The sequence below is a fragment of the Aeromonas sp. ASNIH1 genome, from assembly GCF_002934285.1.
Lineage (GTDB): Bacteria > Pseudomonadota > Gammaproteobacteria > Enterobacterales > Aeromonadaceae > Aeromonas > Aeromonas caviae.
Genome location: NZ_CP026228.1, coordinates 76,758 through 88,654, shown reverse-complemented (window position 1 = coordinate 88,654; position 11,897 = coordinate 76,758). Strand labels below are relative to the sequence as shown.

Genomic DNA, 11,897 nt, shown 5'->3' with positions numbered 1-11,897 from the left:
GGGCAGCTCTCGCCGCCAGTGTGCCCGGCCATAAGCTCCGGGCGGGGAGCTGACTTGATCCCTGCCTGGTCATCACTCTCCCTGGGTTGGCTGGGTATGTTCGGGGGCGCTGCTCAGCAGATCCTGCCCCTCGTCCTGGCTCAGCACCAGATAGCGCTCGTACTGGCGCAAGACGTCGGCGCTCAGCTCGTCCCGGGTCAGGTACTGAACGTCGTAGCCGGCGCGGCCGTCGGCAAAGAAGGTGATGGGCTCGAAGATGCGGGCCTCGGGATCGTGGTTGTGGGCCGCCTCCAGGGGGTTGAAGGCGGGGGCGGGGCGGGCCTCGATGCGCACCCCGTAGCAGAAGTCCCGGCGACCTTGCTGGGGCACCAGCAGATGGCACTGATCCGGCCCATCCTCTTCGACCCGGCTGGTGATGCCCCGGGCAGCGAACTCCTGACTCAGGGCCGTCAGGGCGGGCAGGGCGATTTTGTCCACAAAGGCGTGGGCCTCCTGCTCGGTGGAGGGGCGCAGCAGGTGATCCATCCGGGTGCGCCACTGCTTGCCGTTCCAGAAGTCAGTGGCGGGGGAGAGGCGTCTGGCCGAGTGCTCCCGGTCCGCAATCAGGCCGCGCACTAGGCCGAGGCAGAGCAGCACCATGATGAAGGCGAACGGCAGGGCGGCGATAAGCGTCATGGACTGGAGCGCCGCCAGCCCCCCGGTGCTCATCAGGGTGCCCGCGGTGACACCGAGCAGCAGGGCCCAGAACAGGCGCTGCCAGACCGGGGAGCCCTCCTTGCCCTGGGTGGCGATGTTGTCGATGACGAAGGCCCCGGAGTCGGCGGAGGTGACGAAGAAGACGCTGATGAGGATCACCGCGAGGGCCGAGGTGATGTCGGCCCCCGGCAAGAGGTCGAAGAAGTTGAACAGCAGGGTGTCGATGTTGCCGACCGAGTCGATGAGGCTCTGGCCCCCCTCATGCTGGCTGGCCCAGATGGCGGCGTTGCCGAACACCGTCATCCACAGCAGGTTGAAGGCGGTGGGCACGAACAGGACGCCCAGGATGAATTCGCGCAGGGTGCGCCCGCGGGAGATGCGGGCGATGAAGAGGCCGACGAAGGGGGACCAGGAGATCCACCAGGCCCAGTAGAGCAGGGTCCAGTTGCCGAACCAGCCCGCCTGGCGGGTCTCGCTGTAGGTGAAGGTGCGGAAGGTGAGCTGGCTTAAAGAGGAGACATAGTTGCCTATGTTCTCGGAGAGGGCCCCCAGCAGGTACTGGGTGGGGCCGGCCACCAGCACGAACAGCAGGAGCACGATGGCGAGGAAGAGGTTGAGTTCGGAGAGGCGCTTGACCCCCTTGTCGAGCCCGGTGACCGCAGAGACGCCGGCCAGGGCGATGACGGCCCCGATGAGGCCGAAGCGGAACAGCTCCCCCGAGGTGTCCATGCCGGTGAGCCGGGTGATCCCCGCCGAGAGCTGCATCACGCCATAGCCCAGGGTGGTGGCGATACCGAAGATGGTGCCCACCAGGGCGAAGACGTCCACCGCGTGGCCGAGCGGCCCGTGGATCTTCTCCTTGAAGATGGGGTAGAGGCCGGAGCGGATGGTCAGGGGCAGGTTGTAGCGAAAGCCGAAGTAGGCCAGCACCAGGCCGACGATGGCGTAGACGGCCCAGGCATGAAAGCCCCAGTGGAAGAAGGTGGTGACCATGGCCTCGCGGGCGGCCACCGGCGTCAGGGGCGTCGCCTGGGGTGGCGAGACGTAGTGGCTCATGGGCTCGCCCACCCCGAAATACATGAGCCCGATACCCATGCCGGCGGCGAACAGCATGGCGAGCCAGGAGGTGAAGCTGAACTCGGGGCGGGCGTCGTCCGGCCCCAGGCGAATGTTGCCGTAGTGGCTGAAGGCGATCACCAGCAGCAGGATCAGGAACATGCCGACCACCAGCACGTAGAACCAGCTGAAGTGCTCGGCGATCCAGCTCTGGCCGTTGCCGAAGAAGCGGGCGGCGGCCTCGGGGGCCAGGGAGCAGATGGCCAGCAACGCCAGGATGAAGAGCAGGCCGGGGATGAAGATGGGCAGCGACAGGGTGCATCTGGGGGGGCGAGGGGCGTTCATGGGACACCTTTGGGTAGAGGGACTCATGACACTATAGGGCCATTGTTTGCAAAACAGACTACCTCAGCGGGATTTTTACGTACCTTGCAAGGCGCATGTGAAGCCGCTCACGTTCAAGCGGCCCGGGCGCTGAGGGCGGGCAGATGATTGGCAGGCAATTGACGGCCCATCGGGGAAGGAGAGGCGGGGGAGGGCCCATCCAACTCGCGGCCCTCCTGATGGACGCAGGAGGGGATGGAAGGTGGCGCGGAGGCCAGGGCCCTTCGTTGACCGTTTTCATTCACACGTAACATCTTTTATAAAACAATGGCTTGTCACTTTCTTTTTTGTTAATAGCGAGCGAATCCGCCTTTTGGGGAAATCTTTTCGCCCCTCGTCCGGTTCTATTGAACGTAGCCGGACGACACGGGCCGGATACATCCCTCACGACAACAAGGAATAGAGACATGAACGTGAAAAAGAGTACTGCCATCGCCTCTGCCATGACGGGTCTGCTGGCCCTGGGGGCCCAGATGATCGCCGCGCCGGCCATGGCGGCGGAGGAAAAAGAGAAGTGCTACGGCGTGGTCAAGGCGGGAAAGAACGACTGCGCCACCAAGGGCGGATCCTGCGCCGGCACCGCCAAGATGGATGCCCAGGGGGATGCCTTCGTGGTGGTGCCCAAGGGGCTGTGCGAGAAGCTCGCTGGCGGGTCCCTGCAACCCAAGTAAGCCGCATGCCATGGTGTGGCGCCCGCCACATCATGGCCCTATCTATTGAGAGCCCAGCCATGAACCCCTTGATCGGTATCGGTTTACGCCCCCCGCACTACGACGAGATCCGCCACACCCTGCCCCGAGTGGGCTGGCTTGAGGTACACAGCGAAAACTACTTCGAGCGCCACAGCCAGGGCTTCGAGGTACTGGCGGAGCTTGCGAGGCACTACCCCGTGAGCCTTCACGGAGTCGGCATGTCGCTGGGCTCCGCCGATCCTCTCGATGCCGGGCACCTGCGCCAGCTGGCAGCCCTGGTGGCGGCCATCTCGCCGGTGCGGGTGTCGGAGCACCTGAGCTGGGGCAGCATCGGCGGGCGCTATTTCAACGATCTGCTGCCCATGCCCTACACCCGGGCCGCTCTTTTGCACATGAGCGACAAGATAGATCGGGTGCAGCAGACACTGGGCAGACAACTGCTCATCGAGAATCCCTCCTCCTACCTGCAACTGGCGGGGGAGATGGGGGAGGCCGAGTTTCTGGCCGAGCTGGCTGGGCGCAGCGGTTGCGGCGTCCTGCTCGATCTCAACAACCTCCATGTGAGCGCAGTCAATCACGGCCTGGAGGTGGACGACTATCTGGCGACTATCGACCTCGACACGGTCGGCGAAATTCACCTGGCCGGTTTTACCGAGAAGCACCTGCCTCAGGGGCCCCTCTATATCGACACCCACAGCACCCCCGTGGCCGAGCCCGTCTGGGCGCTCTACGAGCAGGTCTGCCAGCAGCGCGCCATCCCCACCCTGATTGAATGGGATCTGGCGATCCCCCCGCTGCCGGTGCTGCTGGGAGAGGCGCAGCGTGCCAGCGAGATCCTGAGCGCGGCGCAGCAAACATCCAGGGAGGCCGCCCATGTCTGAGCTTGTTTCCCCGCAAGGTACTTTTGTGAGCGGGCTGCTCGGGGAGGCCGCCCATGTCTGAGCTTGTTTTCCCGCAAGGTACTTTTGTGAGCGGTCTGCTCGGGGAGGCCGCGCATGTGTGAGCTTGCTTCCCTGCAACGCGCTTTTGCGAGCGGTCTGCTCGGCCAGGATGATGCCATCCTCGGGCACATCCAGCCGGGGCGCTTTGCCCCCGACGCCCTGTTGCAGATCTATCGCAACAACTTCATCCTCGGCCTCACCGAGGTGCTCGCCAGCAGCTACCCCGCGGTACGCGCCATGGTTGGCGAGACTTTCTTTGAGGCGGCGGCACGAGGGTTCGTGCTGGCGGCTCCTCTGGAGGAGGGGAGCGTCATGGACTACGGGGAGGGCTTTGGCGACTGGTTGGTACGCTTGCCCACCACGGCCGCGTTGCCCTGGCTCGGGGATCTGGCCCGCTTCGAGTGGGGGCTGGAGCGGGTCTCGCTGCTTGCGCCAGAGACGCGGCGCTGGCCCGCCGAGCGGCTTGCCGCCATGACCCCTGAGCACTGGGAGCGGCTGGTGCTGCATCCTGCCTGCGATCTGCAGCTCCTGGAGAGCCCCCATCCGGTGCTGGCGCTCTGGCAGATGGCCCTGCACGGCGGTGAGACGGTCAGGGAGCTGGATGCTGTCTGCTCCCTGGCACTCAAGAAACGCCCCGGACACCGGGTCGACCCCATTCCCCTGGATGCCGCCGCCTGGCGTCTGCTGCAAGGCTGCCTGCAGGGCAGGCCGCTGGCCAGCCTGCTGGCTCAGGATCCCGCCATGGCCGAACACCTGGCCCCCCTCATCACCCTCGACCTGCTGGTCGATCTGGAGCTTGCCCCATGACAACGCAAACCCTTGCCAGGCCCCTTGGCCCCCTTGTTGAACGCATCTTGCCCTGGTGCAGCGGTGGCCTGTTGCTGCTTGCCAGGCTCTGGGTCGCCACCATTTTTCTGCGATCCGGCTGGCTCAAGTTCACGGCCTGGGACAGCACCCTCTATCTGTTCGAGTTCGAATATCAGGTGCCCCTGCTGTCCTGGCAGTGGGCGGCCTATGCGGGCACGGCGACCGAGCTGTTGCTGCCCCTCTTCCTGCTGGCGGGCCTCTTCACCCGTCCGGTCGCCTTGCTGCTGTTTGGCTTCAACGCCATGGCGGTCATCTCCTACCCGGCCCTCTGGGCGGGGGGCTTTCACGATCACCAGTTGTGGGGCTGGATGCTGCTGACCCTGGCCGTGTGGGGGGCGGGCCCCCTGGGGCTGGATAGCTGGCGCCTTGCCCGTCGCTCGCCTCCGGCGTAAGGTGGCCGCACACGAGCCCTGCCTGACTGACGGGTGGGCAAGGAATGCAAAGGAGAAGAGATGAAGGTACGCGAGGCCCTGGCGGCCGATATTCCTGCCCTGACGACACTGCGCATGGCGCTCTTTTGCGAGGTGGGGGAACTTGCCCGGCCCGATGAGGATCCGGTCCTCAGGGAGGCGACGCAGGCCTACTTCATTCAGGCGCAGGAAGAGGGCAGCGCCCGTAGCTGGGTGGTGGAGGAGGAGGGCGAGGTGGTGGCGTGCGCCACCCTGGCACTCTTCGTGCGCCCGCCCTACCCGGGCAATCTGGCGGGGCGGGAAGGGTACCTGCTCAACATCTACACCCGGCCGGCCTGGCGCAGACGGGGAATGGCGAATGCCCTGCTGGTGGCCATGGTGGCGTATGCCCGCGAGCAGCAACTGGGCAAGCTGTGGCTCCATGCCAGCAGTGATGGGCGCGCTATCTACGAACGGTTCGGCTTTGCCGGCAATCCCGCCTGCCTCGAGTGCGTACCTGGCCGTTAGCCTCCTCTTTTTCTGCACCGAGTTGATCCTCTTTCACAAGGGCTGCGTACTGGGAGCCCTTGGCGGCATCGCCGCTTTTCTATACACTGCGCGCTCCATTCGTTTCAGTCGTCCGACCACTTATGTCGGCGCTGGCGGTGCCGATACCCTCTGTGGGTGAGGCCGTGGTGCCCATGGGGATGGTCAACGAGGAAGGAGTGTCATGTTCAATCAGAAGCTCAAAGCGCAGTTGCAGGCATGTCAGACCCGGCTCGACGAGGAGCAGGGCATCATAGAGGCGATCAAGGCGGGCGCCGCCACCGTCATCTTCAGCCCGGAGGGGATCATCCAGGAGGCGAGCACCCCTTTCCTGGCCCTGATGGGATATGGGGCCGCCGAACTGATTGGGCAGCCCCACAGCCAGCTCTGTCCGAGGGCCTGGGGGGAGTCCGGTGACTATCGCCAGTTCTGGCGGCGTCTCGCTCAGGGGGAGGTGCAGTCAGGCACCTTCGAGCGCGTGAACCGGCAGGGGGAGACGCGCTGGCTGGAGGCGACCTATTTCCCGGTGAAGCACCAGGGCCGGGTGACCCGGGTACTCAAGATTGCCAGCGACGTCACCGAACAGCACCAGCGGCTTGGGCGGCTCGAGGCGCTGACCGAGGCGTTGGACCGCTCCCGGGCCATGATCGAGTTCACCCCGAACGGCGACATTATCCATGCCAATGCCAACTTCCTGAGCGTCATGGGTTACACCCTGGGGGAGATCGCGGGCAGGCACCACAGGATCTTCTGTGACGAAACCTTCCTGCGCGAGCAGCCCCGTTTCTGGGAGGAGCTGGCCCGGGGCCAGTTCAAATCCGGCCTCTTCATGCGCCACGACAGCCGGGGGCAGGCCGTCTGGCTGGAGGCGACCTACAACCCCATCCGGGATGGCAGCGGCAAGGTGGTGCGGGTGGTGAAGTTCGCCAGCGACATCACCGCGCGCATCGAGCAGAACCACGCCACCCGGGAGGCCGCCCGCCTGGCCCACAGCACCGCCCAGGAGACCCTGCACAGCGCAGAGGAGGGGGCGGGCTTGCTGCGCGCCGTGGTGCAGACCTCTTCCCTCATCGCCTCCCAGGTGGATGAGGCCATCGCCCTCATCGGCCAACTCAACGAGCAGTCCAGAAGCATCGAGGCCATCGTCTCGACCATCAGCGCCATCGCCGATCAGACCAATCTGCTGGCCCTGAACGCCGCCATCGAGGCGGCGCGGGCGGGTGAGCAGGGGCGCGGGTTTGCGGTGGTGGCGGACGAGGTGCGCCAGCTGGCCGCCCGCACGTCGCTCTCTACCGACGAGATCGCCAGGGTGGTGCAGAAGAACCGCGAGCTGACCGCCAGGGTGACCGACGACATGGCCGGGGTGGCGGGCAGCGCCGAACTCGGCAAGCAGCAGATCGCCGGAGTGGACAAGCTGATGAGCGAGATCCACCAGGAGGCGGACAGGGTCTCCCAGACGGTGTCGGCCCTCTCCATCTGAGGGGCTGACCGCAAGATTGCCAACAGAGTGAGCGATCGGACGGCCAGGCTGAACCCTGGCTGTATGATGCCCCCCTTCGTCATTGTGCCGCCCGGCCCCCTTGTTTAGGCTGCCGCCTCCTTTTTATTGAGCAGGTAGACAACAATGGCAGTACGACAGAGAGGCAGGGCACTGGCCCTGCTGCTGGGAATGGGGGCGAGCCTGGGGCTCGGTGGTTGCATGGGTCAGATGGGCCTCTCTTCCATGGTGACCAAGGGCAACCTCAGCGTGGTGGACAACCGCTACGGCCGTGCCGGCGTCTTCGTGCTGCTCTCCCCCGTCTATGGCCTGGCGGCCACGGCGGATCTCTTCGTGTTCAACACCATCGAATTCTGGTCCGGCAAGAACCCCATCACCGGCAAGGCGCCCGCCCTGGTGGATCAGAAGAGCGATGCGATCATCAAGGTGAACCAGCACCTGGATCCCGCCCTCAACCAGGTGCCGCTGGCCCTGCTGCCTCAAGGGGTGCGCGAGGTGCAGGTGAGCTACCCGGACGAGCGCACCGCCCAGATGGAGATCCACTACATCGACGGTCAGCGCAGCCTGATGCGGGGAGAGATGCGCGGGGAGCGACTGGATCTCTATCTGGACGACAGACTGGTCTCGACCCTGAGCCGCGAGCAGCGCGATGCGGCGGCAAGTCGGGGAGCGGGGCAGGTATAATTTGTCGCGCCCCTGATCCTTTACTCCCGACAAATGCTATACATGCCTGCGGGCAAGTACGCCCCGATGTAGAGGGAGTGGGCTATGACGGTAAATGGATTGCGTTTGGCAGAGCTGATTGGTTCTCTCAGCCATGCCCTGGACATGACGGAAGGGCAGCCGAGAGGCCACTGCATCCGCTGCTGCTGGATAGGCTCTCGTCTGGGGGAGCAACTGGGACTGGATGCCCGGCAGCGCCACGACCTCTACTACACCCTGTTGCTCAAGGATCTGGGGTGCAGCAGCAATGCCGCCCGCATCTGCGAGCTCTATCTCACCGACGATCTTCACTTCAAGCGCGACTTCAAGCTGGTGGATGGCTCCCTCTCCGAGGTGGTCAACTTCGTGCTGGGCCACACCGGCTTGCAGGCGGATCTGCTGGGCCGTTTTCGCAGCCTGTTCCACATCTTTCGCAACGGGGATCAGATAGCCAACGAGCTGATCCTGACCCGCTGCCACCGGGGGGCGGACATCGCCCGCCAGTTGCGTTTCAGCGACGAGGTGGCCCAGGGGATCCTCTCCCTGGATGAGCACTGGAGCGGCAAAGGGCGGCCGCAACAACTGGCGGGGGAGGCCATCCCGCTCTTCTCCCGCATCGCCCTGCTCTGTCAGGTGGTGGACGTGTTTCACGCCGCCGCCGGGCCGGACGCGGCGATGAGGGAGCTGCGCGAGCGCAGCGGCAACTGGTTTGATCCCGCCCTGGTCAGGGCCTTCGAGGCGCTGGCCGACGACGCCTTCTGGCAAGGGCTGGCGGATCCCGCGTTGGCGGAGCGGGTCTTCGCCCACCCGGCGGGGCAGGGGGAGGTGGCGCTGGATGAGGATTATCTGGACGAGATAGCGGCGGCCTTCGGCCAGGTGGTGGACTCCAAGAGCCCCTATACCGCGGGGCACAGCGGCAGGGTGGCGCTCTATACCGACATCCTCGCCGCCCAGATGGGGCTGTCCGAGGCGCGGCGACGCTGGCTCAAGCGGGGTGCCCTGCTCCACGACGTGGGCAAGCTCGGGGTGAGCAACGCCATCCTCGACAAGCCGGGCAAGCTTGACGAGCAGGAATGGGCGGCGGTGCAGATGCATGCCGCCTACACCGAGGAGATCCTGAGCCGCATCGGCGCCTTCGAGGAGCTGGCCCTAGTGGCTGGTGCCCACCATGAGCGACTCGATGGCAAGGGCTACCCCAAGGGGCTCAAGGGGGAGGCGATCACCCTGGAGACGCGCATCATCACCACCGCAGACATCTTCGATGCCATCACCGCCAAGCGCCCCTATCGGGATGCCATCCCGGTGCCGCGGGCCCTGGAGATGATGGCGGAAAACCTGGGCACGGCCATCGACCCCGACTGCTTTGCCGCCCTGAAGGCGGGGATAGAGGACTTCTCCCTCTACCTCACTCCGGAGCAGCCCCTGGCTCGTGCAAGCTAAGGCGCGAGCCCGAGACAAACAAGCCCCGCATCGGCGGGGCTTTTTTGTGGGCGGTTGCAGGCGGCGCGATCAGGGGCGGGCCGAGGGCTTGGCATAGGGTTGCAGCACCAGCCCCAGCAGGCGATGGAGGTGGGCGAGCTGCTCGATGAGATGGAGATTGAGCCAGAGGTAGCCGCCAAGGGTGGGGTCGTGTCCCTGGCCTGGCGCCTGGCTTGCGTCCCCATCGAGCCGGGCGGCGGCCTCTTGCAGGCGGCCGATGGCCTGGTCGGCCGCCGTGGTATCACCGCTCTTGAGCATGAGGGCGAGTTCGGTGAGCACCGACTCCGTCGCCTGCTGGCAGGCGCGAAGCCCCGGGTGGCTCTGCATCAGGAAGTGGCTCTGGCGATCCCGCCAGTAGGTGTTGGCCAGCATCTCCAGGGTGCAGACGCTGTTGCGAAGGGTGGTCTGGGTCGCCTCGAACAGCGGGCTGCCAAGGCGGGTCTCCTTGACCGCCGGGGCCAGCAGGGGGCGCAGGCTGACTATTTTGGCGAGCAGGCGGGCATGGCTTCGGGTGAGCTTGGGGCGCTCCAGCACGTTGGGGGAGAGGTGGGTGTGGTAGAGCCGCCCGGCCTGCTGCAGGGTGTCGTGCATCTGCAGACGCCAGTGGGTATAGGCCCGCTGGGGGTAGATGCTGCAAAACAGCAGTGCCAGCACCGATCCCAGGATGACGTCGCCGCTGCGCCAGAGCGCGGTCTCGATGTCCCCGGGCACCCCGCCGACGATGACCCCCAGGGTGATGCCGATGAGCAGCCCCACATAGGGGCGCTTGCCGAGCGCCAGGTAGCCGCACAGGAACATGATGGCGCAGCACCAGGCCAGCATCAGGGGCAGGGAGTAGAGCTCCAGATAGAGGGCCACCACCCCGCAGGCGGCGCCAAAGACGGTGCCCACCACCCGTTGCAGGGCGCGCGACAGCACGTTGCCCCAGAACGAGATGGGGCCCATCACCACCACCAGGGTGATGAGGGGCCAGGTGCTCTCCGGCAGCTTGAGCTCCCGGGTCAGCAGGAAGGTGAGGGTGAAGGCCAGGGCGATGCGCAGGCCGTGGACCAGGCGGTAGCGGCCATAGATGAGCAGATCGAAGCGGGAGAGCGGGGCATTGAGGCGCAAGGGCGTTCTCTTATCTCGGGTCAGGGTTGTGAGGATAGCAAGGGGGACGGCATTCGCCTTGACCTGCGTCGTTTCTCCGGTTCATGGGGGCGCACCTGTCGGCAGGCGCACCATGACCCGCTCGCCGGGGGGAAGGGCCGCGCTACCCGGCGCCCGTTCGATGCGGCAGTTGGCACCGTCGTGGCCCCCATCCACCGGGCGCACCAGCAGGGTGCCCGCCTCGTCCTGACTGAGCAAGCCGGGCACAACGCCCTGCTCTGCCGATGGGGGCAGGGCCGCCAGCAGCCGGGCGCAGAGGCGAAGAGGCGGCGGGGCCTGACGGGGGGCGTGCGGGGGCAACCGGGCGCAGATGAAGTCGGCGATGGCCTCCAGATCCTCGAAGGGGAATCGGGGCAGGGTCGTGGCCTGGGGAGCGTCGCTCACGAGGGCGACGATGTCAGGATCATCGGGGAAGAGCAGGGGCCGGCCGATGGCGGCGCGATACAGCTCCACCTTGGGAAAGCGCCTGTGCTTGAACCCCTCGACCAACAGCAGATCCAGGGCGCTCGTATCGAAGCGGGCCAGCAGCGCCTCGAAGGGGGGCTCCCCCTCCGGGGTCTCCCGGATCAGGGCGTGGCGCCGGTCGGAGGCCGCCATCACCTGGGTGGCGCCCGCCTGGCGCAGGCGGTGGCTGTCCTTGCCGGGCTGGTCCATGTCAAAGGCGTGGTGGGTGTGCTTGAGCACCCCGAGGCGCAGACCGCGCGCCACCAGGCGCGGGATGAGGCGCTCCAGCAGGGTGGTCTTGCCGGTGCCGCTCCAGGCGACGAAGCCGAGCAGGGGCAGGGGGCTCATGGCGCGCCCCCTTCCCGCAGCCTCGCCTCCCAGGCGGCGAGTTCGGCCGGGCTGTTGAGGTTGACGAAGGCGTCGGGCAGATCGGCAAAGGGCACCACCGCCATCCGGTGGCGGGCAAACCAGGCCCCGGTCTTGCGCTCCCCGTCCGCCAGCGCCTGGCTCAGGGAGGGGCGCAGGGCGCGGCGCAGCAGGGCGACCACGGGCTGGAGGTGCTCCCCGTCGTGGGCCACCACCAGATCGGTGTCCGGGGTGATGGCGGCGCGAAAGCGGGTCATCAGATCAAGGGGCAGGGCGGGGCCGTCACAGGGGACGAACAGCACCCAGTCGTGACGGGCCGCCGTCAGCCCCGCCAGCATGCCGGCCAGCGGCCCTTGGAAGTCGGCCTGCGCGTCCCCGATGACGGGGGCAAGCTGCCGGTAGCGAGCCTGGCTGCGGTTGGCGTTGATCAGCACCTCGTCCACCTGGGGGCGCAGGCGGGTCAGCACGTGTTCGATCAGGGGAGTGCCCGCGAGGGGCACCCAGCCCTTGTCATCGCCCCCCATGCGGGTGGCGCGACCGCCCGCGAGGATGACGCCGCTGACGAGAAAAGCGGGGGAAGAGGAAGGGGTCATGGTGCTCCGTTGCTCGCAAAGGGATGCCCACAGGGGCGTGTCGGGATCTTGCGCCAATGCGGGCGCGGGAGCAACCTTCGGCTGCCCCGGCAAAG

The 11,897-nt window shown here is 66.5% G+C and carries 12 protein-coding genes; 8 read left to right on the top strand and 4 right to left on the bottom strand.

Features of this window, described 5'->3' with window-relative positions; genetic code table 11:
- Positions 1-72: 72 nt before the first annotated feature.
- Positions 73-2,097, bottom strand: coding sequence for a BCCT family transporter (locus tag C2U37_RS00365; protein ID WP_104451708.1), 2,025 nt, complete (start codon positions 2,095-2,097; stop codon positions 73-75).
- A gap of 446 nt (positions 2,098-2,543) precedes the next feature.
- Here C2U37_RS00365 and C2U37_RS00360 point away from each other — a divergent pair, with 446 nt between their 5' ends.
- The 8 genes from C2U37_RS00360 (at position 2,544) to C2U37_RS00325 (ending at position 9,211) form a co-directional block, all read left to right on the top strand.
- On the top strand, positions 2,544-2,807 hold the full coding sequence (locus C2U37_RS00360; RefSeq protein ID WP_041213284.1) for a BufA1 family periplasmic bufferin-type metallophore: 264 nt from the start codon (positions 2,544-2,546) through the stop codon (positions 2,805-2,807).
- A 59-nt stretch (positions 2,808-2,866) separates the two neighbouring features.
- Positions 2,867-3,709: an MNIO family bufferin maturase gene (bufB, locus tag C2U37_RS00355; protein WP_102948730.1), complete on the top strand. Its 843-nt coding sequence runs from the start codon at positions 2,867-2,869 to the stop codon at positions 3,707-3,709.
- Between the two features lie 114 nt (positions 3,710-3,823).
- Positions 3,824-4,576, top strand: a complete 753-nt coding sequence (locus tag C2U37_RS00350) for an HvfC/BufC N-terminal domain-containing protein (RefSeq protein WP_102948729.1) — start codon at positions 3,824-3,826, stop codon at positions 4,574-4,576.
- Positions 4,573-5,028, top strand: coding sequence for a DoxX family protein (locus C2U37_RS00345; RefSeq protein WP_102948728.1), 456 nt, complete (start codon positions 4,573-4,575; stop codon positions 5,026-5,028). Before C2U37_RS00350 ends, C2U37_RS00345 begins: the two co-directional genes overlap by 4 nt.
- 60 nt (positions 5,029-5,088) lie before the next feature.
- The gene (locus C2U37_RS00340) at positions 5,089-5,553 is read left to right on the top strand and encodes a GNAT family N-acetyltransferase (RefSeq protein ID WP_010673599.1); all 465 of its coding nucleotides are present in this window, start codon (positions 5,089-5,091) and stop codon (positions 5,551-5,553) included.
- A 202-nt stretch (positions 5,554-5,755) separates the two neighbouring features.
- Entirely contained in the window at positions 5,756-7,051 is a 1,296-nt protein-coding gene (locus tag C2U37_RS00335) for a methyl-accepting chemotaxis protein (RefSeq protein WP_104451707.1), read from the top strand.
- A gap of 144 nt (positions 7,052-7,195) precedes the next feature.
- Positions 7,196-7,753, top strand: a complete 558-nt coding sequence (locus C2U37_RS00330) for a DUF3332 domain-containing protein (protein ID WP_102948725.1) — start codon at positions 7,196-7,198, stop codon at positions 7,751-7,753.
- Between the two features lie 84 nt (positions 7,754-7,837).
- Positions 7,838-9,211, top strand: a complete 1,374-nt coding sequence (locus tag C2U37_RS00325; protein WP_104451706.1) for an HD-GYP domain-containing protein — start codon at positions 7,838-7,840, stop codon at positions 9,209-9,211.
- A gap of 69 nt (positions 9,212-9,280) precedes the next feature.
- On the opposite strand, the gene C2U37_RS00320 is transcribed toward C2U37_RS00325, so the two are convergent.
- The 3 genes from C2U37_RS00320 to mobA form a co-directional block, all read right to left on the bottom strand.
- The gene (locus tag C2U37_RS00320; protein ID WP_045523960.1) at positions 9,281-10,360 is read right to left on the bottom strand and encodes an FUSC family protein; all 1,080 of its coding nucleotides are present in this window, start codon (positions 10,358-10,360) and stop codon (positions 9,281-9,283) included.
- Between the two features lie 81 nt (positions 10,361-10,441).
- Complete coding sequence (mobB, locus tag C2U37_RS25320) at positions 10,442-11,191, bottom strand: molybdopterin-guanine dinucleotide biosynthesis protein B (protein WP_102948723.1); 750 nt, start codon at positions 11,189-11,191, stop codon at positions 10,442-10,444.
- Positions 11,188-11,802 carry a molybdenum cofactor guanylyltransferase MobA gene (gene mobA / locus C2U37_RS00310; RefSeq protein WP_045523963.1) on the bottom strand — a complete coding sequence of 205 codons (615 nt, stop codon included), beginning with the start codon at positions 11,800-11,802 and terminating at the stop codon, positions 11,188-11,190. Before mobA ends, mobB begins: the two co-directional genes overlap by 4 nt.
- Positions 11,803-11,897 lie beyond the last annotated feature (95 nt).